At 65.9% G+C, this 23,772-nt stretch carries 24 protein-coding genes; 6 read left to right on the top strand and 18 right to left on the bottom strand.

The genetic code is table 11. From position 1 onward, the window contains the following. Positions 1-57: 57 nt before the first annotated feature. Positions 58-3,645, top strand: coding sequence for a methylmalonyl-CoA mutase family protein (locus OVA13_RS05830; protein ID WP_267792852.1), 3,588 nt, complete (start codon positions 58-60; stop codon positions 3,643-3,645). A gap of 280 nt (positions 3,646-3,925) precedes the next feature. Here OVA13_RS05830 and OVA13_RS05825 read toward each other — a convergent pair whose 3' ends face one another. Both OVA13_RS05825 and OVA13_RS05820 read right to left on the bottom strand, forming a co-directional pair. Further along, on the bottom strand, positions 3,926-4,801 hold the full coding sequence (locus tag OVA13_RS05825) for a type II toxin-antitoxin system RelE/ParE family toxin (RefSeq protein ID WP_267792851.1): 876 nt from the start codon (positions 4,799-4,801) through the stop codon (positions 3,926-3,928). Positions 4,802-5,612: 811 nt separating this feature from the next. Further along, complete coding sequence (locus OVA13_RS05820) at positions 5,613-5,906, bottom strand: hypothetical protein (protein ID WP_267792850.1); 294 nt, start codon at positions 5,904-5,906, stop codon at positions 5,613-5,615. Between the two features lie 48 nt (positions 5,907-5,954). On the opposite strand from OVA13_RS05820, the gene OVA13_RS05815 reads away from it, so the two are divergent. Together OVA13_RS05815 and OVA13_RS05810 are read left to right on the top strand one after the other, a co-directional pair. Continuing rightward, complete coding sequence (locus OVA13_RS05815) at positions 5,955-7,277, top strand: DNA-directed RNA polymerase subunit alpha C-terminal domain-containing protein (protein ID WP_267792849.1); 1,323 nt, start codon at positions 5,955-5,957, stop codon at positions 7,275-7,277. Positions 7,278-8,173: 896 nt separating this feature from the next. Further along, a complete protein-coding gene (locus tag OVA13_RS05810; protein WP_267792848.1) occupies positions 8,174-9,265 on the top strand; it encodes a carboxypeptidase-like regulatory domain-containing protein in 1,092 nt (363 codons plus the stop codon). Between the two features lie 13 nt (positions 9,266-9,278). Here the strand turns inward: OVA13_RS05810 and OVA13_RS05805 are convergent, their stop codons facing one another. Continuing rightward, the gene (locus OVA13_RS05805; protein WP_267792847.1) at positions 9,279-10,070 is read right to left on the bottom strand and encodes a helix-turn-helix domain-containing protein; all 792 of its coding nucleotides are present in this window, start codon (positions 10,068-10,070) and stop codon (positions 9,279-9,281) included. Between the two features lie 98 nt (positions 10,071-10,168). Between OVA13_RS05805 and OVA13_RS05800 the strand changes: the two genes are divergently transcribed. Further along, the gene (locus tag OVA13_RS05800; protein WP_267792846.1) at positions 10,169-10,999 is read left to right on the top strand and encodes an NAD-dependent epimerase/dehydratase family protein; all 831 of its coding nucleotides are present in this window, start codon (positions 10,169-10,171) and stop codon (positions 10,997-10,999) included. Between the two features lie 262 nt (positions 11,000-11,261). Here the strand turns inward: OVA13_RS05800 and OVA13_RS05795 are convergent, their stop codons facing one another. Further along, positions 11,262-11,642, bottom strand: coding sequence for a hypothetical protein (locus tag OVA13_RS05795; RefSeq protein WP_267792845.1), 381 nt, complete (start codon positions 11,640-11,642; stop codon positions 11,262-11,264). Then, a complete protein-coding gene (locus OVA13_RS05790; protein WP_267792844.1) occupies positions 11,639-11,935 on the bottom strand; it encodes an autorepressor SdpR family transcription factor in 297 nt (98 codons plus the stop codon). Before OVA13_RS05790 ends, OVA13_RS05795 begins: the two co-directional genes overlap by 4 nt. Positions 11,936-12,136: 201 nt before the next feature. Between OVA13_RS05790 and OVA13_RS05785 the strand changes: the two genes are divergently transcribed. Further along, a complete protein-coding gene (locus OVA13_RS05785) occupies positions 12,137-12,976 on the top strand; it encodes an amidohydrolase family protein (protein ID WP_267792843.1) in 840 nt (279 codons plus the stop codon). A gap of 57 nt (positions 12,977-13,033) precedes the next feature. Here the strand turns inward: OVA13_RS05785 and OVA13_RS05780 are convergent, their stop codons facing one another. Genes OVA13_RS05780 through OVA13_RS05770 form a run of 3 tightly spaced genes read right to left on the bottom strand, consistent with a single transcriptional unit; the run spans position 13,034 to position 15,790 of the window. Further along, positions 13,034-13,300 carry a hypothetical protein gene (locus tag OVA13_RS05780; RefSeq protein ID WP_267792842.1) on the bottom strand — a complete coding sequence of 89 codons (267 nt, stop codon included), beginning with the start codon at positions 13,298-13,300 and terminating at the stop codon, positions 13,034-13,036. After that, positions 13,297-14,619 carry a TFIIB-type zinc ribbon-containing protein gene (locus tag OVA13_RS05775; RefSeq protein WP_267792841.1) on the bottom strand — a complete coding sequence of 441 codons (1,323 nt, stop codon included), beginning with the start codon at positions 14,617-14,619 and terminating at the stop codon, positions 13,297-13,299. The genes OVA13_RS05780 and OVA13_RS05775 overlap by 4 nt, the downstream gene beginning before the upstream one ends. Positions 14,620-14,638: 19 nt before the next feature. Continuing rightward, complete coding sequence (locus OVA13_RS05770; protein ID WP_267792840.1) at positions 14,639-15,790, bottom strand: SPFH domain-containing protein; 1,152 nt, start codon at positions 15,788-15,790, stop codon at positions 14,639-14,641. Between the two features lie 92 nt (positions 15,791-15,882). Here OVA13_RS05770 and OVA13_RS05765 point away from each other — a divergent pair, with 92 nt between their 5' ends. Next, a complete protein-coding gene (locus OVA13_RS05765) occupies positions 15,883-16,464 on the top strand; it encodes a hypothetical protein (protein WP_267792839.1) in 582 nt (193 codons plus the stop codon). Between the two features lie 12 nt (positions 16,465-16,476). On the opposite strand, the gene OVA13_RS05760 is transcribed toward OVA13_RS05765, so the two are convergent. The 10 genes from OVA13_RS05760 to OVA13_RS05715 form a co-directional block, all read right to left on the bottom strand. Beyond that, a complete protein-coding gene (locus OVA13_RS05760) occupies positions 16,477-16,956 on the bottom strand; it encodes a VOC family protein (RefSeq protein ID WP_267792838.1) in 480 nt (159 codons plus the stop codon). 90 nt (positions 16,957-17,046) lie between these two features. Beyond that, the gene (locus OVA13_RS05755) at positions 17,047-17,664 is read right to left on the bottom strand and encodes a dihydrofolate reductase family protein (protein ID WP_267792837.1); all 618 of its coding nucleotides are present in this window, start codon (positions 17,662-17,664) and stop codon (positions 17,047-17,049) included. A gap of 138 nt (positions 17,665-17,802) precedes the next feature. Then, entirely contained in the window at positions 17,803-18,621 is an 819-nt protein-coding gene (locus tag OVA13_RS05750; protein ID WP_267792836.1) for an SGNH/GDSL hydrolase family protein, read from the bottom strand. Positions 18,622-18,739: 118 nt separating this feature from the next. Next, positions 18,740-19,066, bottom strand: coding sequence for a DUF6122 family protein (locus OVA13_RS05745; RefSeq protein WP_267792835.1), 327 nt, complete (start codon positions 19,064-19,066; stop codon positions 18,740-18,742). Between the two features lie 2 nt (positions 19,067-19,068). Then, the gene (locus OVA13_RS05740) at positions 19,069-19,539 is read right to left on the bottom strand and encodes a YaiI/YqxD family protein (protein ID WP_267792834.1); all 471 of its coding nucleotides are present in this window, start codon (positions 19,537-19,539) and stop codon (positions 19,069-19,071) included. Continuing rightward, positions 19,536-19,682: a hypothetical protein gene (locus OVA13_RS05735; protein ID WP_267792833.1), complete on the bottom strand. Its 147-nt coding sequence runs from the start codon at positions 19,680-19,682 to the stop codon at positions 19,536-19,538. The genes OVA13_RS05740 and OVA13_RS05735 overlap by 4 nt, the downstream gene beginning before the upstream one ends. A gap of 278 nt (positions 19,683-19,960) precedes the next feature. Continuing rightward, positions 19,961-20,566, bottom strand: coding sequence for a DUF1579 family protein (locus OVA13_RS05730; protein WP_267792832.1), 606 nt, complete (start codon positions 20,564-20,566; stop codon positions 19,961-19,963). A gap of 84 nt (positions 20,567-20,650) precedes the next feature. Beyond that, on the bottom strand, positions 20,651-21,493 hold the full coding sequence (locus tag OVA13_RS05725) for a class I SAM-dependent methyltransferase (RefSeq protein ID WP_267792831.1): 843 nt from the start codon (positions 21,491-21,493) through the stop codon (positions 20,651-20,653). A 113-nt stretch (positions 21,494-21,606) separates the two neighbouring features. After that, complete coding sequence (mddA, locus tag OVA13_RS05720; RefSeq protein WP_267792830.1) at positions 21,607-22,407, bottom strand: methanethiol S-methyltransferase; 801 nt, start codon at positions 22,405-22,407, stop codon at positions 21,607-21,609. Positions 22,408-22,644: 237 nt separating this feature from the next. Beyond that, positions 22,645-23,715 (bottom strand): alpha/beta fold hydrolase, encoded by a 1,071-nt coding sequence (locus OVA13_RS05715; protein ID WP_267792829.1) that lies wholly within the window; start codon positions 23,713-23,715, stop codon positions 22,645-22,647. Positions 23,716-23,772 lie beyond the last annotated feature (57 nt).

Here is a 23,772-nt window from a genome sequence, read left to right as displayed (position 1 = left end):
CGCTCACGCCGGGAACGGTACAATCGCGGTCTTTTCCACATGCACGTGAGGGCGCGCATGAGCATCCCGGCTTCCAATGTCCCCGCAGCCCAGGCAGACGCCACGCCGCTGCGCTTCGTCACCGCCGCCAGCCTGTTCGACGGCCACGACGCGGCCATCAACATCATGCGTCGGCTGATCCAGGGCGAGGGCGCGGAAGTGGTCCACCTGGGCCACAACCGCAGCGTGGAGGACGTGGTGCGCGCCGCCCTGCAGGAAGACGCCGACGGCATTGCGCTGTCCAGCTACCAGGGCGGCCACGTCGAGTACTTCAAGTACATGGTCGACATGCTGAAGGAGCGCGGCGCCGGCCACGTGCGCGTGTTCGGTGGCGGCGGCGGCACCATCACGCCGGAAGAGATCGCCGAACTGCAGGCCTACGGCGTGGAGCGCATCTACCACCCCAACGACGGCATGAAGATGGGCCTGGTGGAGATGATCCAGGACGTGGTCAAGCGCGCCGAGGATGCGCGCGACCCGGTCGACGGCCAGCGCGAATGGAACACGTCGGTCGCGCCCGCGCTCACCGACGAGGCCGGCATCGGCCGCATGCTCAGCACCATCGAGGACGGCGTGCTGTCCGAGTCCGAGCTGGAGAAGCTGCGCGCGCAGTGGGCCAAGGGCCCGCATGCGCCGTTCCCCGCCCGCGCCACCCCCGTCATCGGCATCACCGGCACCGGCGGCGCCGGCAAGTCGTCGGTCACCGATGAACTGATGAACCGCTTCCTGGCCAGCTTCCCGCAGATGCACATCGCGGTGATCTCGGTCGACCCCACCCGCCGCCGCACCGGTGGCGCGCTGCTGGGCGACCGCATCCGCATGAACGCGCTGCGCAGCGAACGCATCTACATGCGCTCCATGGCCACCCGTCGCCAGCACGTGGCCACGAATGCCGTCTTGAAGGACTGCATCGCGTTCCTGAAGTCGCTCGGCTTCGACCTGGTCATCGTCGAGACCGCCGGCATCGGCCAGAGCGATTCGGAGATCGTCGACCTGGTCGACTTCCCCATGTACGTGATGACCAGCGACTACGGCGCGGCCAGCCAGCTGGAAAAGATCGACATGATCGACTTCGCCGAGCTCATCGTGCTGAACAAGTACGACAAGCGCGGCGCCGAGGACGCCCTGCGCGACGTCCGCAAGCAGTGGAAGCGCAACCGCGTGGCGTTCCAGACCCCGGACGCCGACGTGCCGGTGTACCCCACGATCGCCAGCCAGTTCAACGACCCTGGCGTCAGCTGGATGTTCGCCAACCTGTGCCGCCTGCTGCGCGACAAGCTGCAGCTGCCGGCGGAGAAGTGGACGCCGGACCTCGACACCACGCTGAAGGAGCCGCGCGCCACCGTGCTGATCCCCGGCGCGCGCGTGCGCTACCTGGCCGAGATCGCCGAGCAGGGCCGCGGCATCAACCGCCGCATCGAGACCGAAGCCGAAACCGCCAGCCGCGCCCAGCACTACTGGAACGCGCTGAAGGACCTGGACGATCCGGCGTTGCCGAAGGCGTTGGAGCTTTACCCGGCCGATGCGGTCGTGGGAGCGACGTCAGTCGCGACTCACGTCGCTGCCACGGAAGCACACCCCGTCGACCGCTCCCTGCTCACCCTCCGCCAGCGCTACAACGACGCCATCCAGTCGCTGTCGTCCGAGGCGCTGAAGCTGCTGCGCGAGTGGCCGTCGCGGCTCAAGGCCGTCACCGACCCGGTCAACGAATACGAGGTGCGCGGCAAGACCATCCGCATCGACAACTACACCACCTCGCTCAGCCACCAGCAGATCCCGAAGATTGCCCCGCCGCGCTACCGCAGCTGGGGCGAACAGCTGACGTTCCTGCAGAAGGAAAACCTGCCCGGCAGCTATCCGTACACCGGCGGCGTGTATCCGTACCGCCGCACCGGCGAGGACCCCATCCGCATGTTCGCCGGCGAGGGCACGCCCGAACGCACCAACCGCCGCTTCCATTACCTGAGCGTCGGCCAGCCGGCCGCGCGCCTGTCCACCGCCTTCGACAGCGTCACGCTGTACGGCGAAGACCCGGCACCGCGCCCGGACATCTACGGCAAGATCGGCAACTCCGGCGTCAACATCCCCACGCTGGACGACATGAAGAAGCTGTACTCCGGCTTCGACCTGTGCGCGCCCACCACCTCGGTGTCGATGACCATCAATGGCCCGGCGCCGATCATCCTGGCCATGTTCATGAACACCGCCATCGACCAGCAGGTGGAGAAATACCTGAAGGCCGACGACGCGCGCTGGGCCGAGGCGCAGCAGAAGATCGAGGCGTTCTTCGAGGGGCGCGTGCGTCCGCAGTACCACGGCGAGCTGCCGCCGACCAACAACGGGCTTGGCCTGGGCCTGCTGGGCATCACCGGCGACCAGCTGGTGGACGAAGACACCTACGCCCGCATAAAGGCGCAGACGCTGGCCACGGTGCGCGGCACCGTGCAGGCCGACATCCTGAAGGAAGACCAGGCGCAGAACACCTGCATCTTCAGCACCGAGTTCGCCCTGCGCATGATGGGCGACATCCAGCAGTACTTCGTCGACAACGCGGTGCGCAACTTCTATTCGGTGAGCATCAGCGGTTACCACATCGCCGAGGCCGGGGCTAACCCGATCAGCCAGCTCGCTTTCACGCTGTCCAACGGCTTCACCATCGTGGAGTACTACCTGGCCCGCGGCATGAAGATCGACGACTTCGCGCCCAACCTGTCGTTCTTCTTCAGCAACGGCATGGACCCGGAGTACACCGTCATCGGCCGCGTCGCCCGCCGCATCTGGGCCCGCGCCATGCGCGAGCGCTACGGCGCCAACGAACGCAGCCAGATGATGAAGTACCACATCCAGACCTCCGGCCGGTCGCTGCACGCGCAGGAGATCCAGTTCAACGACATCCGCACCACGCTGCAGGCGTTGTACGCGCTGTTCGACAACTGCAACAGCCTGCACACCAATGCCTATGACGAGGCGATCACCACGCCGACGGAAGAGAGCGTGCGCCGCGCGGTGGCCATCCAGATGATCATCAACAAGGAGCTGGGGCTGAACTTCAACGAGAACCCCTGGCAGGGCAGCTTCGTCGTCGACGAGCTGACGGACATCGTGGAAGAGGCGGTCTACAAGGAATTCGAGGCCATCAGCGAGCGCGGCGGCGTGCTCGGCGCCATGGACACCATGTACCAGCGCGGCAAGATCCAGGAAGAGTCGCTGTACTACGAGCACAAGAAGCACGACGGCAGCCTGCCGCTGGTGGGCGTGAACACCTTCCTGCCGCGCGAGCACGGCGGCGAGATCGCCACCGAGATCGAGCTGATCCGTTCGACGGAAGAAGAGAAGGCCCAGCAGATCGCCAACGTCCGCGCCTGGCAGGCCAGCCGCAACGCCCTGGCACCCGAAGGCGAGACCGACCACAGCCACGCCACCGCGCTGGAAGAACACGCCGCGCCGGAAGTGCACGACGGCCACGGCCTGGCCTACCTGCAGCGCGCCGCGCGCGAACGCCGCAACGTGTTCGTCGCCCTGGTCGAAGCGGTCAAGACGCACAGCCTCGGCCAGATCAGCCACGCGCTGTACGACGTGGGTGGCGAGTACCGGCGGAACATGTAGTCCGCCGCTGTCGTGGAAAAGGAAAACCCGCCGGAAGGCGGGTTTTTTGTTCCCTCCTCCCGCATCGGGGAGAAGGGAAAGAAAGGGCCTGCCTGCCAGTCGCGCGGACCTGAAGAAGTTCCCTCTCCCTGCGCAGCGGGGAGAGGGTGCCGAAGGCGGGTGAGGGGCGAACGGAGGGGGTGTGTTTCGGCGCCTGATGAGGCACCGCGCCCGGCCCCTCATCCGCCCTCCGGGCACCTTCTCCCCGTGAACGGGGAGAAGGGAATGCAGTGGCTCCGCCTCAGCGGTACGCCCCCGGCCCGCGCCACACCAGTTCGCCGCGGCGGTAGACGCGTACGACGGTGACCACGTCGCGGGCGTCGCCGATGGTGGCGATGGCGGGGTCTTCGGGTTGCACCAGGCGGCAGCCGCCGGAGCCGCGGCGGGCGACGATCTCCAGCGGGCAGACCATGTATTCGCGGCGGCCGGGCAGGGGAAAGAAGACTTCGGTCATGCCGCGGTCCTGCCATTCCTGCACGCGCAGTTCGTTACGCAGGTCGTAATAGATCTGGTGGCCGTCCACGTCCATGCTGGGGGTGGCGGCGTCGGCCGGGCCCTGGCCCTGACTGCGGCCGCTGCCGACGGTGGGGCCGGTGTTCTCGGGGGCGGTCTCGCGGGACAGCATGCCGGGCGGTTGGCCCCAGCGGGCGGAGCGGCGCCAGGCGGGTTGGCTGGCGGGCGGCCGGGTCTGTGGCAGGGGGAGGGCCTGTTCGGGCGAGGTGGGCGTGGGCTGGGCTTCGTCGGGGGCCACGGGGTTCTCGGCCTCGGTCACTCGGGTGGCGTCGACGGGCGAGGTGACCGGGGTGGTCACAAGGGGTTTGAGGGGGCGGGGGCGTTCGTTGGGGGCTTTGACGCCGGTGGGGGGCACGGGGGTGCGCTGGTCGTCCTGGTCGGTCTCGCCGATGAAGTCCACTTTGACCCGGGCGCCGCCGGTGCTGCCGCCCTCGGGGTCGGACAGGGTGATCTTCGAGGAATACAGCAACGCCATCACGAACAGCACGTGCACCAGCAGGCTCGCCAGGGCGGCGATCCGGCGGTCCCTCTGTCTGATGAAGACGTCTTCCCTGTCCAGCGGGCCAGGCAACGCCGCGCGCCGGCGGCTTGGCGCGTCGCTCATGTGGGGATGAGGGCGGCGGGGGTGGGAGACTTCATGGGGCAGCTACATTGAATTCTTCAGTTGAAGTATAGGTGCACTGCTACCCCCCCAAAAAAACCCGGCGCTCTGAAGTTGGGATTTTCTGGGAAGAAGTGCACGGTCGACGGCTACTGTCGTATCTTCTGCGAGTACTGGTCGGCGCGCAGCTAATGGAAGACTATCGGTCGGGGATGGTGCATGGCGATATCTGAGCAGTTGTGTCTACTTCTTTGCGGGAGGCCAGAGGAGTCTTCCGATAATGGGTGCGAGGTTGCGGAAGTGCTGAGCTATTTAAGATCAGCACTGACATCTCATGTGGATGATATCCCGTGGATCATGAGGCAAAGTAAGGGAAGAGTCGCGAAGTTCGCACCTTTCACTGCGAGGACAGTTCTCGAACTGGGGGTTACCGCACTTATTTGCAGATTGGATCCAACGCGGCTCCTTTTCGTTAAGCGCGTACAAGAGATGCCTGCGTACGCTCCAGACCGCGTATGGAAAACCGCAATTCGTTGGCAGGGTGACGTGGTAGCTGACAAGGTCAACTCCCTATGGCATGAGGGGGCAAATCCCAAGGAAATGACGCGGGCGCTTATTGGAGACTATTACGCCGCGCTGTACTGGAAACCAGCGTTAAAGAGGCTCTGTGATGTTTCAGTGGCTGGTAAAGGGGCTTGGCTAGCTAGTCTCCAAGGGTTAGGAGAGGATGCATTCATTGGTACCCGCAGAAGCGCGCTGTCGTCAATGTTTTCGGAAAGCTCAAAGGCAATACATCACGAGTACGTCGTGCCTGTTACCAGTACATATGATAGGGAGACATCTCGGCAAATGTTGTCGAGAGTGATCCAAACTCTTTCGGAGTTTGGTGTATTGGCGAATATGTTGGCGCATATTCCTTATCGACTTGATGTTGAATCGGCGCTCGATGCAATTCTTGCCCTAGAGGGCTATGAGGTCTGACATGACGGATGAGTTGAGCGGCCGCTTGGTTCTTGCGGCGGAAGATTGCGAGCCTGCGCACTTCGAGGAGTTGCATCGGTTTACGTCGAAAAGTGATCGGAGAATAATCTCCAGCCTTCTTGCTCATGGGCCCGTCCTTCTCCGGGGCGGGAGAGGGAGCGGTAAGAGTGCGCTAATGATCGCGGCTTCTCGCCAGTTGGATCCGGCTGATCCAAGTTCTTCGGCTGTCGGTATCTACATGAGCTTGCGGCATGCTCCCCTCTTGAAAAGTACAGGTGAAAAGTACGGGCGCATCCTTTGTGAGATTGTGGTTAGGGAAGTCAAGCGGGCGCTCGGGATTCGCGCTAAAGATTTTGATCCGACGCCTGATGTCGAGAGTGTTCAGGCCGCTCTGATGGCATTGGCGGCGAAATTAGGTAAGCGCATTGTTCTCTACTTTGATGACGCGGCACATCTCGGTCGAGAGGCAAGTCTCGAAGAGTTTTTCGATATCTATCGAATGTTTTCCAGTAGCTCTGTTTCTTGCAAGGCGTCAATCTATCCGGGAGTAACGAGATTTGGTGTTAGGTTTGACGTATATAACGACGCTACCGTTATTGATCTTTTGCGTAGTGAGGAGATTCCAGATTTTGCAGAATCATTTCTTGAGGTGCTAGAAGCGCGTTATGGAGATGAATTTGGGGACAAGAGATTTAGCTCATCTCTTGATAAATTGAACGTGGCCTCATTCTTGGCCCAAGCTTGCCTTGGCAACATGCGTGGCTTCATCTTTGCCTGTAATGCTTTGCAGCAGCGCTGCTCCGATGGGAGGAGTATTGGTCTTACTGAGCTTGGCGAAACTCTGATCGAGTTAGCTGGCAACTATTACTGGCCATTACTTGATGAGATTAGGCCTAAGCTCGGCATGTATACGCCAATGGTCGATATAGCTCGAGATGTTGCTGAGCTAATTTTTGTCGAGTGTGGGCAGAAGTTCGACAGTCCGCGTGATGCCCTCATTCATCGGGATGTGGATGAGCGTCTCGCCAAGCCCCTTCAGATACTCGAGTATGCTGGATTCGTTTCTAGGCGAGAGGCTTCTCGCGCATTGAAAAGTGGCGGGCGTGGAGCCAGGTATGCTCTGAATCTATGCAGCCTTCTGGAGTCATCGGTGAAGCCTCGTCTAACAAGGAGGCTCTTTGAGAGTTGGATGCTTGACGGACGTGTCGAGGCTGTTCAGTTCAGTAAGGGATCAAAACTTTCAGAGATTTCAGTTCCAGCCACCCCTGATGTAGAAGAATTGGCAATATTCTTCGAAGGGCTTGATCGGCTGAAGAAATCCCAAGCGTATCCGTATGGCTTAACAGACCAGAAGATTGAGGCATTAAAAGCTCACGGTTTTCTGACCGTTGGTGATTTGGTGGATGCCTCCGACGAAGATCTCGATGAGGTCCCGAGTGTTGGAAAGGCGATGATAAAAAAGGTTAGAAATGTTCTCGGTCAGGCCATTTGGATGTAACTCATAAGGGAATCTGTAAGGCGGACTTTGAGCCGCCCTACGCCTGAGCGCGATAGCCAGGTCGCTGCAGTGAGTGAACTTATCGTAGGTTGGGCCTTGATCCACCAGTTTTGGCTTGCACGGGTCGGATTTGTCCGGCGTGTGTTTGCGGCATGCGACGACGGTGATCCAATGAAGGCTCCGGCGTGCTGCCGGCATGTCGAATTACCGACGTGTATGGGTGCCAAGCGGCACCTTCTTTCCACTGCGAAACTGCTGGCGCGTCGCCGCTGGTTGCTGTCGAGCACGTCGATCTGCGTTGCTATGAATTTCGGGCGGCGAGGGCGGCGCAGACGTTCAACCCGGAAAGCGGGCTTGAGCCCGCCTACGGTGGTCGGTCCGCTGCCACGCCCCTCTCTTCTCAAACTAAGGTTCTCGCGCGACCCCAAGAAGGGTGTCGCGACACGCTCGAAGGATCTCTCTCTTCTCTCATTTAGATCCAACCGAGACCGAAGAAGGGTCTCTCTTCTCTCATTTAGATCCAACCGAGAGCAAAAAAGGGTCTCTCTTCTCTCATTTAGGTCCAACCGAGACCGAAAAAGGGTCTCTCTTCTCTCATTTAGGTCCAACCGAGACCGAAAAAGGTCCTCTCTTCTCTCATTTAGGTCCAACCGAGAGCAAAAAAGGGTCTCTCTTCTCTCATTTAGGTCCTCGCGACACCCAAAAAGAGTCTCGCGACACCGAAAAACATCCACGCGAGAGCGAAAAACATCCAACGTTCCACCTGAAAGGATCAAACCCGGGAGCCGGGCAGGGTGTTCAAGCCCCTTCCTCACATCCGCAAGGCGATCAACACCCCTCGTTAACCCCGCGGAAAATTGTCACAATTTTGCCGACCTGGACATGGAATGACCTTGATGACGCCTCGCTTCCTGACCCCCGCGCTGCTCGTACTGCTGGCCGCCACCGGCAGCTTCACCGCAAAGTCCGCCACCCCCGGCACGGAAGACGAAGGCCGCCTGATCACCCGCAACGCCGATGGCGCCTGGTTCCTGCAACAGCCCGAGGGATCGCCCGGTAAAGGCTGCGTGGCCCGCTTCACCTCCGCAAAAAAAGAGCGTGCCGAGATGGCGCTGGTTGGCCCCAGCGCCAAGTCCAGCACCGCCGCCATCCTCATGCACGGCCCGCGCATCGCCACGCCCCCGTCCGCACAGGAAGTCAGCATCGAAGTGCAGCAGGAATCCCTGCCGCCGGCCACGATGCGCGGCGCACTGATGCCCGGCGCCGGCGGCGCGGGCGGTTTCCTGATGGTGCCGGTCGGCGACCTGAAACAGACCATGGCCTCCATGCGCCCCAGGGAAACCAACATGAAAGTGCGGGTGGGCGGCGTGGACGTGTTCGGCCTGTCCTACGACGGCCTGGACCAGGCGCGCAGCGCCATGCTCGATTGCCTGGCCGGCAAGCGCTTCACCGGCGGCAAGAGCCTGGCCGAGGCCACCGCCGAAATCCGCCCGGTGGGCACGTCCACCATCACCGGCACCGCGTTCTTCAAGGGCGCCGTATTGGCCAGGAAGCAGTACCCGCCCAAGGGCAGCCAAGCCGTCGGCCTGATCTGGATGACCGACGAGTTCAAGCAGTGGTTCGAGACGGTCAAGCAGAGCCAGAAGATGCCCGACGCGATCCCCGAGCGCATCGCCCGCCACTTCATGGTCACAACCATCCTGGATGACCAGGGCAGCTTCCGCTTCACCAACATGCCGGCCGGCGAATACCTGCTGATCGCCGACTTCTCCTACAAGGAGACGGTCACGCGCAGCGAGGTGGTGGGGCGCACGGACGTGTATGCCGGCAACCAGTACATCGGCTCCAACGACCACCTGTCCGTGTGGTTCGAAGACGTCAAGAAGCCGGCCACCTTTTCCAAGACCGTGCACATCAGGAAAGACGGCGAGACCCTGCAGGTGACCCTGGACAAGTCGATGCTGGGCTGCTTCTTCGTGTGCCGCTGACGCGCGGCGCGCGTTACGACAACGGCGCGATGGCGCCTTCCTGCAACTCCGCCAGCAAGCCGCGCGGCGTGCTGCCCCCGATCGCCTGGAACTCCGCGATCAGGTGTGCCTGGTCGTAGTACCCCGCATCCGCCGCGATCGCCGACCAGTTGACCTCACCGCCGGCCTGCGCCGCCCGCACCGCCTGGCCGAACCGCTTCAACCGCGAATACGTCTTCGGGCCGAGGCCCAACGCCTCCTGGAGCACACGCCGCAGATGGCGTTCGCTGACGCCCAACGCGCGCGCCACCGCGCCCACATTGGACTCCGGCAACTGCGCCAGCGCCGCATTCAGGAATGACGGCATCGCGCCGACGCCGCCCGTTCGCGCCACCCGTTCCGACACCGCCCGCGCCAACCACACGCCGGCCGCAGGCGCATCCGGCGCTGTCGCCAACTGCTCCCGCAAGCGCTGCACCCGTGCGTGCCCCCACAGATCCTCCAGCGGCACCGGCGCGCCTTTCAGTTCCGCCGCGGAAACACCCAACGTCGCCGGATACATGCCCGGCTGCAACCGTGCCAGCACCGCCCGCTGCCCACCGCGGATGAACTTGCGGTGCACCTGCGTGCGCGGGCCCATCGCATGCAGATCGACACCGCCTGGAAACGACGGCCCGAAGCGCGCCACCAGCTGCGCCTCCACCTGCGGCATCGCCACCCGCTGCAGGTCATCCGCGAAATGACGCGCCGTCATCGCCACGATCGGGCGCAGCGCGGCCACGGGGGGCATCACGGCATCAGGGGCGGGGGCGGCGGCAGGGCGCATGCCGGCATTGTGGTCGCCGCGTCCGCCACGCCGCAACCTGCGCGGCGATGGCCGTTTTTTCCAATGCGAATGGCCACGCGCGGCCTATCGTGGTCCGCATGAACATACTCGTGACCGGCGCGACCGGAAAAGTAGGCAGCAGACTCGCCCAGCGGCTGGTGCAGCACGGACATACCGTGCGTGCCCTGGTGCGCGACCCCGCCCGTGCGACCGACCTGTCGGGCCACGGCATCCACCTGATCACCGGCGACCTGATGCGGCCGGACTCGCTGCGTGGGGCGGTCAACGGCGTTGAGGCCGTCGTGCATTGCGCCGCCTTCTTCCGCGGCGCCACGCCGGAAGAAGCGCATGCGGTGAACAACCACGGCACGCAGCACCTGGCGCAGGCGGCACGCGCGGCGGGGGTGGGGCGCTTCGTCTTCACCAGCACCGGCCTGGTCTACGGCCCCAACGGCGGCGTGCCCGCGCACGAGGATGATGCGTGCGCGCCGATCGACGCCTACCCGCAGAGCAAGCTCGCGGCCGAACGCCTGCTGCTGGCCATCGACGGCCTGGACGTGCGCATCCTGCGCCTGCCGTTCGTCTACGGCGATGGCGACCCGCACATCGAGGACGTGGTGCCGTTCATGCGCACCTTCCCGCCCGCGCAGCGCATGTCGATTGGCCACCACGCGGACGTGGCGCAGGCCGTGATCCGCCTGCTGGAAGCGCCGTCCCCGGCGCACCGCCTCTACAACGTGGCGGACGACGAAGCGCCGGACCTCGCGACCCTGTTCGCCTCGGTGGGACAGCCACCGCCCGACGGCACCGATCCCGAGCGCGCGAAAGCATTCGCCGCCGTCATGGACGGCCGCCGCCTGCGCGAAGACCTGGGTTTCCATCCGCTGTATCCGCGGCTGGCGGACGCGGTGAGGGCGGGGATGGCATAAACATCGATCAGCCGAAGGGATGATGCGATACCGGGTTGATGCCGCCATGTAGCCCGGGTAAGCGCAGCGCACCCGGGGATCGGGAGTGGTGAGGCCAGTCCAGTGCGCGTCCGCGCTTCGCGTGCACGGATGGTAAAGCGCCCCTCATCCGCCTTCGGCACCTTCTCCCCGTGTCACGGGGAGAAGGGAAGGGCAGGCAGTCGCGCTTCTGTCCTTCTCCCCGTTGCACGGGGAGAAGGGAGCGAATCACACCTGTGTTCCCTCAGGCGCCGGACATCCGCGCCTTGTTCCGCAGCGACAGGCAGTAGGTCACCGTCACCGCGATGCCCAGCAGCACCGCCAGCGAGCCGCCGATCACGGCGACATCCTTCGGTGCCGCGATCCAGAAGCCCGCATAGGCCAGCCCGCTGAGCGCCATCGACCAGCCGGCGACCCGCGTGGCCTGCCGCGCCCGCGCAGTGGGCACGAAGCGCTTGGGCATCTGGTTGCCGAACCACGCCACCATCAACCCGATGGCGCCCATCACGATGCGGTCGACCATCTCGCTGTCGATGTAGCCCTGCGAACGGGCGAAGGTCGCGCACAGCGCCAGCACCACGATGCCGATGCCCCACGCCAGACTGGAAAGCACTTCTCTGTTCATCGCGCAGCCCCTTTCTTTGGCTTCGGTGCGGCACTGCCCGCACCGAAGGAGTGGACGAAGCCAAGCAGTGCGTCTTCCAGCACCGACAGCTTCAGGTGATAGATCACGGACTTGCCGACCTTTTCCGCATGCACCAGGTCGGCTTCTTTCAGCACCGCGAAATGCGCCGACATGGTCGGCTTGGACACGTCGAACTGGTCGCTCAATTCGCCCGCACTCATCGGCCCCTTGCGCAGCAACTGCAGCACCTGGCGGCGGGTGGGATCGGAAAGGGCGCGGAAGACCTGGCTCATGGTGCGATAGTTAGCTAAACGTCGAAATGTGTCAACCGCCGCTCGTCGGGATGGTCGTGGGGTTGCGTGCTTTCTCCATGACGGCGGCGTCATCCGGCGCGGGCTTTGATGGATATCGGCACCCCTCACGCGAACGCGCAGGCGGGCATCGCCGGCGCATACGTGGCACCATCGCGCCTCCTCTGTTCTGTGAGAAGACGCATGCTGCGTGCGCTGATCCTGTCGTCATGCCTGTTCGCCGGTACCGCCATCGCCGCCAACCCCGTGTTCGACGTGCACGTCCACCTGCGTGACGGCGAAACGTCCCTGCGGGAATACCGCGAGACCGTCCGCGAAGCCGGCCTGGAACTGTCCGGCATGGGCGTGATGTGGTTCGGTGGCCCACACCAGGCCAGGCAGGGCGACCTGGCGAAGATCCGCGCCGGCAATGACCGCGTCATCGCCCTGGCCGCCGCCAATCCCGACGTGCTGCCCATCGCCACCGTGCACCCGTACGACGGCGACGCCGCCCTGGCCGAACTGGCCCGCGTGGCCGCGGCGGGCGTGAAAGTCATGAAGATCCATGCCCACACGCAGGGCTTCGACGTCGCCGATCCGCGCGTGGAAACGCTGGTGCGCCGCGCCGGTGAACTGGGCGTGGCCGTGCTGATGGACAACGCCAACATCCTGCCGGGGGACAGCGAGAAACTGTTCAACCTGGTCGTGCGCGTGCCGAAGACGAAGTTCATCCTGGCCCACATCGGCGGCCTGAATTTCCGCTTCTGGAACATCCTCGCGCTGGCCCGCACCGCCGACGGTTTCGGCTTCGACAACCTCTACTTCGACATCTCCGCCACCGTGCTGGTCGTGGCGGATTCGCCGGTGGAAGAGGAATTCCTCTGGACCCTGCGCAACGTCGGCCTCGACCACGTGCTGCTGGGCTCGGACTACCCGCAGATCGGGCTCGGCGAAACCGTCAAGGCCCTGGACCGGCTGGACCTGACCGACGAAGAGAAAGCCAAGATCCGCAGCGGCAATGCACGGAAGCTGTTCGGGCGGTGATGCGCAGGCAGGCCTCGGCCCGCCGCCTTGTCGTGCGATGGCGGGCTGGAGCCCGCCCTACGTTGTGCCATCGTCATCGCGCACCCGCGCCACGCGCTGGCGGTACGCCTGCACGTTGTCGCCGTTGATGCGCGTGCGCTGGGTGCCGGTCACGGTGTCGACCTGGCGGTCCGAGCCAGTCACTGGCTTGGCCTGGATGTCCGTCTCGCGCTCGAACGCGTGCGACTTGTCGGTGTTGCGGTAATACCGGTAGATGGCCCAGTACAGCGCGGCGGCCCCGGTGGGCCCCAGCGCCAGCAGCCACATGCCACTGTCGTCGCTCATGACCCTGCCCAGATGATCCAGAGGGCGATGCCCTCCAGGAAAGTGCCCACGGTCAGCGCGGCCAGCAGCAGCTTCCACTGCTGCACCGGCACGCTGCCCATCGTTTCGCCGGTGCGGCCGTTGACGGCGATGTAGTGCAGCATGCCGCCGTTGCTGCCCGGCTGGTGGTACGAATACAGCCACACCGGCAGGTACATCGACACCCAGCGCGTGCCGTGCACGTCCAGGCGTTCCTGTTCCCAGCGCACGCCGCGGTCGTAGCGGCGCACCGATTCCTCGACCTGCGCGCGGGCGATGGACAGCAGCTGGTCTTCCAGACGCGGGTGCAGCTGCTCCACGTCGGTGTCGCGCTTCTCCGAGGTGAAGCCCGCCAGGTACGAGGCGTTCCACTTCACCGCGTTCTTGGTGTCGAACGGCAGGATGGTGTTGATGATGTTCTGCGTGTTGACCTGGCTGTCCAGGTTGCCGCGCTCAGAGGAAGACTCCAAGGGCAGGTCGTCCACGGTGAAGTCGACCTGCCGCTCCACCTGGTACACGTCGGCGTCGTAGTAGGTCTTCTTGTTCTTGTCGGTGCCGCGCGTGTAGGTGCGCGTCAGGATCTCGCCCTTGCCGGCGACCTGCGCGCTCGCGTTGCCGTCCACGATCATGTAGGGCAGGTACACGCCGACGACGTTTTCCGGGGTGAACTGCTCCTTGAACGCCTTCAGCGCGAACAGCCGCCGCTTGCCCACGAACTGGCGGATGCGCGCGATGGCATCGTCCTTCTTGATATGGAAGGGCAGCACCGCATCGGGTACCGCGCCGTTGGCGATCTGTTCGTTCACGCCGAACACGTGGCGGCACCAGTGGCAGCGCGCCGTCATCGCGTTCTCGGTGTTCACCGTGACTTCCGCGCCACAGCCGGTGCACTTGAACGTCATCACGCTGGCCGCGTCGGCGGCGATGTCGCGCGCACCCGAGGCGATGACGGTGCCGCGCAGGTCCGCGTGGCCTTCGCCGAAGCCGAAGGCTTCCTCGACCCGCACGCCGACCCACTCGTGGCGGCAGTACAGGCAGACCAGCACGTCACTGCCCAGCTTGTGGCGGATGTCGGTGGCGCCGCATTTCGGGCAGTGGTTCTGCCCGTCCTTCAGCTCGGCCGAGGCGGTGTCGATGGCGACCGGATCGGGCGCCTCCAGTTCCTCGCGGATGGCGTCGGGCAGGGTGGCGGGGTCGACCGGGAAACTCCCGGGCAACGGCGGCACGTCCTGCGGCGATCCAGGGCCGGCAGGCGGTGTCGGCGGCAACGGCGGGGGCGCCGGACGGTGGGGGATGGACATGGGGCGCGCGCGGTTCCGGTTACAGGCCCAATGCCTTTGCTTTCAGCGCGTCGTAGTCGGCCTGGGTGATCAGGCCCAGATCGAGCATCTGCTTGGCTTTCTGCAGCTTGGCGACCGGATCTTCCGCGGCCGGTGCCGCCGGGGCCACCGGCTGTTGCAGCGCGCCGACACCGCCGACCATGCCGGAGGCCATGCCCACGCCGACCAGGCCTGCCGCACCGCCGGTCTCGCCGGAGGACTGGATGCCCTGCGCCACGCTGGCCTGCAGGTTGGAATTGCCGCGCGCGCCTGACAGCGCATCGGCGCGCTGCACCGTCTTCAGCAGTTCGCGCGTGTTGGCGTCGTACTCGATGGAGACGATGGCGGTCTTGACGATGGCCAGGCCGCGGCTGGAACTCCACTGGTAGCCCTGCTCGACGGCCGCCGACAGGCTCTGCGCGAAGCCCAGCGAATCCTGCTGCAGCTTGGTGATGCGGTTGCCCTTGGAGGGATCGTTCGTGTACAGGCTGAAGGCCGGTGCCAGCGAGCCGACCACTTCGTTGAACAGCTGGCTGGCCGCCGCGTTGTCCAGGTCGGTGAAGTCGAACACCTTGCCCGGCTGCAGGTACGCCGCCGGCACGAAGTTCTTCACGAACAGGATGGGGTCGACGATCTTCAGCGTGTACGAGCCGCGCGTGATGGCGCCGACCTGCGTGTTGAGGAAGCCGTCGTCCCAGTAGATCTCGGACTGGGTGCCGAAGCGGTTGTCCGGCAGTTCCTTCAGCGAGACGAAGAACGCCGCCTGCTGCGAGCCCGGCTGGCCGCCGAACTTGAAGCGTTCCCAGCTCTGGGTGATGAAGGTCGACACGATGCCGTCGCCGGCGAAGATCGATTTCGAGTTGATGTCGTCCGAACGCCATTCGTAGCCGCCCGGCTCGGCGACGAAGGCGGTGATCGCGCCATCCTGCATCAGCAGCAGGCCGTAGCCTTCAGGCACGACGATCTTCGAGCCGTTGGTGATGATGTTGGTCGAGCCGCTAGTGTTGGAACCGCGCCCGGCGTTGGTGCCCTGCGGCACCGCGGCGAACAGCGCCGCTGTCGCCGGCAGGCCCTGCGGCACCGTGTAGAAATCCTTCCACTGGTCGCCCAGCACGCCACCGACCGCACCCACCACCGCCTGTACAAGACCCATGACATCGCTCCGTGATTCGTGGGCGGATAGGGGTACCCGCCAACCGTGATCGAGTATACAGAGCGACACGCAGGCTTCATGGCGCAGAGGTCATGGGCGCGGGGCGCCAGACGGCGGTCGGGGTTTATGGCTACCATCGCCACGTGTCCACCGACCACATCGCCTCTTTCGCCGACGACGACCTGCCGCTGGTGCGGCGGGGGTTCCCGTGGCCGATACGCGTGGGCTGCGTGCTCGCCGGCGCGTTCGCCGTGGTCATGCCGCTGTGGGAGCTGGGCCGCGGCCTGTGGCCGCTGAACATCGCCTCGCCGGTCTTCGCCATCATCGTCGGCGGTGCGGGCTATGTCGGCGTGCAGTTCATCCGCGCCGGACTGTCGGGGTGGGGCGACGAGTGGACGTATCCGCCGCACACCGTGCTGGTCCAGCGCCGCGCCTGGGGCCGGTTGACGACGACGCGCCTCACGCGCACGAACGTGGCGGCCGTCGAGGTGCGCCGGAGCGAGGACAGCGACCACGACGATGCGCCGTGGCAGGTGGTCATCGTGCCCCGGCCGATGTTCTCCGGGCTGGCCGCGGCCGCCGGTGCCGGCGGCGTGTTCGACGCCGGCTGCTACGGTTCGCGCGACTACGCAGAGCGCGTACGACGCGCCCTGCATGGCCATCTGGGTCTTTGAGCGAAGCGTGCCTCAGCCGCGGATCGCGGCCTCGATCTTGGCGATGTCGATCTTGCGCATTTCCATCATCGCGGCGAACGCGCGCTTGGCGACCGCCTTGTCCGCGCTGGTGAAGGCCTCGGTGAGGACGCGCGGCGTGATCTGCCAGTTGAGGCCCCACTTGTCCTTGCACCAGCCGCAGGCGCTCTCCTGGCCACCGTTGCCGACGATGGCATTCCACAGGCGGTCGGTTTCTTCCTGGTCGTCGGTGGCGATCTGGAACGAGAACGCCTCGCTGTGCTTGAAGGTGTCGCCGCCGTTCAGCCCGATGCACGGGATGCCGTACACGGTGAACTCGACCGTCAGCACGTCGCCTTCCTTGCCCGAGGGATAGTCGCCCGGCGCGCGGTGCACGGCTTTCACTTCGCTGTCGGGGAAGGTGCTGGCGTAGAAGTTCGCGGCTTCTTCGGCGTCGTGGTTGTACCAGAGGCAGATGGTGTTCTTCGGGGTCATGCTGGTCTCCTGGGAGCAGAGGGGGGGCGGTGGGCCGAGGATTCCGGCCTCGTGGAAAGAGCGGGGTGAACGTGGGGGACCCGGCGCGCCTCAACCGGCGGCGAACGACCCGGTGCGCACGTCGCCATCGCGCACGTAGCGGGCGACGAGCACGCCGGCCTGCGTCGTACGCGAAGCCATCAGCCGGAAGGCCGACGCCTGCGTGCCATCGTCGAACAGCCGCTTGCCGCGGCCCAGCAGCACCGGGTAGACCAGCAGCCGCAGTTCGTCGACCAGATCGGTAGCCAGCAATTGGTGCAGCAGGTCGCTGCTGCCCTGCGTGACCAGGTCCGGACCGTCGTCGCGCTTGAGTCGGCGCAATGCCGCGACCACGTCGGCGCCCAGCGCGTGGCTGTGCGCCCAGTCCAGCGTATCCGCATGATGCGTGGCGACGTGCTTGGTGGCCGCATTGAAGGCGTCGGCGATGTGGCCGTGCGGCGCATCGCTGGGCACGTGTGGCCAATAGCCGGCGAAGATGTCGTAGGTGCGCCGGCCCAGCACCAGCGCGAACGGATCGGCGAACAGGCCGTCCATCGCCTCGTCATCGTCGGCGTACGGCCAAACCCAGCCGCCATGCGCGAAGCCGCCACTGCGGTCTTCGTCCGGTCCGCCGGGGGCCTGGATGATGCCGTCGAGACTGACCATGGCGGCTGCGATGAGCGTTCTCATGCCGGGGTTCCGTGCGGATCGTCAGGTCCGCCTTTCTTCCACGACGAACGGGCGCCGGGGAAATCGACACCCAACATCGCATTCCGCCCGTGATGGCGCTGTTCCGGGCTGGCGGAAAGATATCCGCCGCGCCGCGGGTTACCGCAGCACGCCGGTCAGCCGCGGCTTCCAGCAGGTCCGGGCGATCTTCTCGAAGCCCGCGGCGGTGGGGTGGATCTCGTTCTCCCACTGGCTTTCGGACGTCAGCGTGCCGCGTGAATCCACCAGCACCAGGTTGGCGCGCTGCGACACGAAGGCCCGCAGCTCACGGGTGAACTGGTCGATCAGCCAGCGGGTCAGCACGCGCTGCCCGGCCTTGTCGGTCAGGCCGGCGGCGTCCAGGTAGGGCTTGACCCAAGGCTCCATCTTCAGCGGGCCCAGCCGGTAGCCCACGCCCGACGGGTAGATGTAGTCGTAGCTGTGTACGTAGACCAGGCAGGTGGGCTGGTACAGGTCGCGGAACTGCACGACCTGCTTGATGTCGTCGATGGCGTAGCGCAGCGCCAGGCCGAAGGTTTCCAGCCGGATGTGGTCGAACACCACGCCCGGGATCTCGCCCCACGGGAAGTCGCCCGGCGACTGCGGCTGGTTGGCGGTCTTGATGAATTCGGAAAGCTCGCTGCCGACGATGTCGTTGCCGCCGGTGGACAGCAGGATGGCGTCGAAGCGGTACGTGCCGATCGCACGCTGGATGCGCGGCAGGGCGCGCTTCCACATGGCGCTGTCGCGGCCCGCGACGCCTTCGCGCAGGAACAGGGTGTTCCTGAACATCCGGGCCAGCTGCTTGTTCAGATCGGTGGGGTGCGGCGGATACTGGAACCACGAGTCGCCGAAACACAACGCACGTGCCGCGTCCTTGTGTTTGAGGACCGCCTTGTGGAAGTCGGGCAGCGCGAGGTTGTTCCTGCCGATGGCCATGCTGTGCTCCTTTCGGGAAGTCGGCGATGTGCGTCCTGTTCACTGGCTCAACGCATCGGCACCGGCGTGGCGGACAGATCCGCGTGCAGGTAAACACGGATAGCGACGGGCGGTGGCGCTAGTGCGCCATCAGCAGGCAATCGATGCCGTCCAGCGCCACGTGGATGAGCAGGCCGATGCCGAACCAGCGCGTCTTCTTCGGCATCGCCAGCGCGCCGTACACCATGATCGCGGGCCACGTGTGCAAGGGGTGGAAGCCGATGCTGCAGCGGCCCGGTGCGTAGACGGGATCAGCGAGCAGGTGGTCCAGGTCGATCACCCACGCCGCCAGCATCCACAGCGCGGCGCGCTTCCAGTGCGTCGGCCAGAACAGCCGCGCCACCGCCAGCGGCACGATGAAATGCAGCAGCAGGTGGAACAGCGGGCGGAATTCGAGATCGGACATGCTCAGCGCCGTGACGCCAGCCAGCGGTCCAGCTGGTTGGCGAAGGCCTGGCGGTCGCGGGCGCTGAACTGCGCCGGGCCACCGGTCTGCACGCCGGCGCCACGCAGCTCGTCCATGAAGTTCCGCATCGACAGGCGTTCGTTGATGGTGTCGGGGGTGTAGCGCTCGCCGCGCGGATCGACGGCCTGTGCGCCGTTGGCCAGCACGCGGGCGGCCAGCGGGATGTCCTGCGTCACCACCAGGTCGCCGGGGCGGGCACGTGCGGCGATGGCATCGTCGGCGACGTCGTAGCCGCCCTGGACCTGCAGGGCCCGAATGAAGCGCGAGGGCGGCGTGCGCAGCCACTGGTTGGCGACCAGAGTCACCTGCACCTGCGCCCGTTCCGCCGCCCGGAACAGGATGTCCTTCACCGGCCCCGGGCAGGCATCGGCGTCCACCCAGACCTGGGAGGGCGCGGGGGCCGGGTCGTTCATTCCGGCTCGGCGGGGGCCGGCGGTGCCTCGGCGGCCTTGGCCGCTTCCCGCTCGGCGCGCTTCTGCGCGTCCTTCTCGTCTTTCTTCTTCTTCTTGGCCAGCTCGCGCTGGCGCTTTTCGAACGAATAGTTGGGCTTGGCCATGGGCATCTACGGTGTGGAGTACGGCCAGTGTACGGAATCGGCCGGTTGCGCGTCCGTCCCGGCGCCGGGAGCGCGGCCGGGCGGCGCTTCCGGACGCGATGTCCCGGCCGGAGCGGCCGTCCGCGCGCGACGGGAGCGCCGGGTCCACCGCGCCGGGGCCCTGGGGGCGTCGGTCCACGGAGCGGGCCGACATGTCCGGCATGACGGCGAGGAAGCAGCTCCGCCGCTTACTCCATGCCACGGCCGACTGGAGCACCGCCACGCCGTGTCCGCCAGCCTCAGCGGGTGCGCTTCCGGTAGGTGATTTCCATCATCTTGGTTTCCTTGCCGTCGGGGCCGGGGCCGTACATCTCGAACACCTCGGTGGCCTTGTCGGTCCAGCGGCTGGTCATGCGCGCTGTCTGCGGCTTCTTCGTGACCGGGTCGTGGTAGGTCCCGGTGTAGGCGCAGGTCAGGTTGGCGTCGCAGGTGCCCTCGCTGACCATCAGGCCGGTGCTCATGCTGTCGTTCCACGTGGCCCAGTACTTGCCGGTGACATTGTCGAAACCGTGCAGTCCCTGGCCGGTGTACGGCGCGCCCATCATCTGCGAGCTCACGTCTTCCACCAGTACGCGGCCGCCGAGGATCATCTTGCGGGTGGCCGTGCCGGTATCGGTGGTGGGCGGCGTATCCGGCGCGTGCCAGGCCTTGACGGTCAGGTCGTAGGTACCGCCCATGGCCGCCAGCCTGCCGTGCTCGGCGCCGGGCGTGCCGGCCTTCTGGTAGGCCTCCATCATGGCCTGCATCTCGGGCGTCATCGGTGGCGCCTTGGATTCCTGCGCCAGCGCGGGGCCGGCGAGCAGCAGGGCGAGGGTGGTCAGGCGGAGTGCGTGCGTGCGGATCATGGCGGGACTCCTTGCGTGCGGGAAACGACAGTGCGCCGTTTTTGCACCCCGCTGCGCTCAGGCCGCGTGAAGAAGTGGCTGCCTTCAGCGCCGCGAGGCCAGCACGCCATCCAGCGCCAACTGGGCCTTGAAGCCGGCCTTCTCCAGTCGCCGGGCCACTTCGCGCGGCACGTCCCGGCCGCTGGTCAGCTTGTTCGGGCTGCCGGTGTAGTGGAACAGCCGCCCGCCCTTGCGCAGCACGCGCGCCAGCTGGTCGTAGAACGCCTGCGAATAGAGTTCGCCGGCGATGCCGAAGCGCGGCGGATCGTGCAGCATCGCGTCCACGGAGGTGTCAGGCAGCGTGGTGATCGCCTGCGAGACGTCGGCGTGGGCCAGCTGCAGGCGACCGCCGCTGTCGGGTGCGTCGGGGTCCGGCGACCACGGATTGAGCGTGCGCAGCCAGAGTACGTCGGCGTTCTTCTCGAACGACAGGATGCGGGCCGCACCCGCCTGCAGGCAGCAGGCGGCGAAGTAACCCAGTCCGCCACAGGTATCCAGCACCACCTTCCCGCGCGGTTCCACCAGCGCCACCTTGCGGCGGGCATCGTCGAGCGGTGATTCGCGCGAGGTCGGCAGCATCTTGATGCCGTCGATCTCGAAGGTGGGCACGCCCCATTCGCTGGGCACCAGCTTGATCAGCGAGCCGGCGTAGCGGGAGATCGGCGAGAACGCATCCTCGTCCCAGTAGTACAGCGTGCGGTCCTTCAGCTTGTCCGGATACGGATAGCGTTCGCCCTTCCACATCCAGTCGTCGGCGTGGAGCCGCGCCTCGCCCTGCGACACGCCCAGGTCCAGCGAGCCCTGCCACGCCTCGTCCCCGCGATCGCGCGCCGCCAGCAGCGCCTCGGCGGCATCACGGACAAGCAGGGGACCGGTGTAGTGGGGCATGGCGGGGAACATCCGTGGGCGTCAGTCGGCAGGCGGGCACGAGGTGCCCGCCATAGTCTGAGGCCTGATTTCCGCTTGGCAACCCGCGCTGGCCGGGTGCGAAGAAGAAGCGCTCAGCGCGTCGAGCGCTTGGCGTCGAAGGCGGTCGGGGCATTGACGCTGCTTTCCGCCACGGCGGCGGGACGGATGCGCCCCGGCAGCAGCATCGGCACCTGGCGCTGGTAGGCGCGGTAAGTGTCGCCGTGCTGCGCGATGAGGTCGCGTTCCTCCAGGCACTTCACCGCCACCACGATGTAGGCCGTGGTCACCGCGGCGAACAGCAGGTGGCCCAGGCTCATCGTCGGCGCGGCCCAGAATGCGATCAGGAAACCGAGCATCAGCGGGTGGCGCACGATGCGGTAGAGCGCACGTACCACGAAAGGCGTCTCCGGCGCCGGGCCACGACCGCGGGCGTGGTGCCAGACCTGTCGCAGGCCGAACAGGTCGAAGTGGCTGATCAGGAACGTGCTGGACAGCACCAGCAGCCATCCCGTCGCTGACAGCGCATGGACCGCCACGCGCGCCACGTCGCCCTGTACTTCCCACACCGTCAGCGGCAGCGGCCGCCACTGCCATAACAGCAGGGCCAGCGCCAGGCTGGACGCCAGCACGTAGGTGCTGCGTTCGATGTGCGCCGGCACGAAGCGCGTCCACCAGCGCTTGAACGCCGGACGCGCCATCACGCTGTGCTGCAACGCGAACAGAGTCATCAGCAGCAGGTCGATGCCCAGTGCCACGGGCAACGTGGCCGGCACGCCATTGTCGATGTGCTTGGGAACGCCGGCGCCGGTGACGAACGCGATGGCGTACAGGAAGGTGGCCAGAAACACCGCGTAACACGCGGTGCCATACAACAGGGCAAGCAGACGGGACATCGTGGATCTCCTGGAAGGGGCAAGCCGCCCTCGGGGTGTCCGTTTTCCTGTCGTTTGCCCGCGACGCGCGGCGGGGGAACCTGCGCGGTGCATGGAGCCGATTGGGGTAGGAAAGGGCGGCGAGTGGCGTGCAGGCAGTCTGCGCATCGTCCGTGCACGCGACCATGGGAACCTTGTCCCGGTTCCTGCACGCCAGGCGGCGGCATGCGGGACAAATGTCCCGGTTTCCCGCGCGGATCAGCCTGCCTGGCCGGGCGGATGTCCGTAGGCCTTGACGATGGCTTCCGCACGGCTGCGCACGCCCAGCTTCCGGTACAGGTTGGAGATGTGGTTGCGCACGGTCTTCTCGGCGATGCCCAGGTGCCAGCCGATCTGCGAGTTGCTGTGGCCTTCGCACAGCAGTGCCAGGGTGGTGCGTTCGCGCGCGGTCAATGTCGCCGCCAGCGGGCCGGCCGTGCCGCCGGCGAGTGCGTGGCCGGTGAACTCCAGCACGGCCTGCTGGAACTGCCGCCACGCCGGCTCGTGTTCGAGCAGCACGTGGTTGCAGGAGTCCAGTTGCACGAAGGTCGCGCCCGGGATGTGGCTGGCCAGCAGCTTGCCCTGCGACAGCGGCGCGATCTGGTCGTGCGTGCCGTGCAGCACCAGCGTGGGCACGCGCACCTGCGCCAGTTCGTCGCGCACGTCGATGTCGCCGCGCGCGGCCAGCAGTTCGCAGGCGTTCTGCGGCGAGGTGGTGCGGCGGCACAGCTCGTTGAACCAGTCAATCTGCGTCTGCGTGCCCTGCGGCGCGAAGCGCGAACTGAACAACTGGCGGAACGCGGGATTGTCGCTGCCCCATCCCAGCCCGATCACGTCCATCACCGCTTTGAACAGCGCTCGCCGCTCCGGGTTGTCGCTCTTGTGGCCGCCGATGGCATAGCCGCCGTAAAGGATCAGGTGCGACACACGCTCGGGATGCCGGACCGCGTAGCGGATCGCCGTGGCCGCCCCCTGGCTGATGCCGAGCAGCGCGAACGGACGGTCGATGCCGGCGGCGTCCACCACGCTTTCCAGGTCGTCCACCCATTCCGCGGCGCCAAGGCGGCCTGCCTCCCAGTCGGACATGCCGCAGCCGCGTTCGTCGTGGCGGATGTAGCGGAAGTTCTCGCCGAAGAAGCGGATCCAGTGTGCCCACACCGGGCTTTCGAGGTCGTACTGCAGGTGGGTCAGCCACGTGGCCGCCTTGACCAGCGGCGGCCCACGCCCGATCTCGGCCCAGGCCAGCCGTACGTCGTCGCGGGTCACCACGTAGCGCACCTGCTGCTTCATCGCGTGCTTGTTTTCCCTGCGCCCGTCATGGGAGCCTCCGATCGTCATCCAGAGGCA

Origin of the sequence: Pseudoxanthomonas sp. SL93 (assembly GCF_026625825.1) — a bacterium.
GTDB lineage: Bacteria > Pseudomonadota > Gammaproteobacteria > Xanthomonadales > Xanthomonadaceae > Pseudoxanthomonas_A.
Note: the sequence above shows the minus strand (reverse complement) of the source record. Positions and strands in the feature narration are given on the sequence as shown.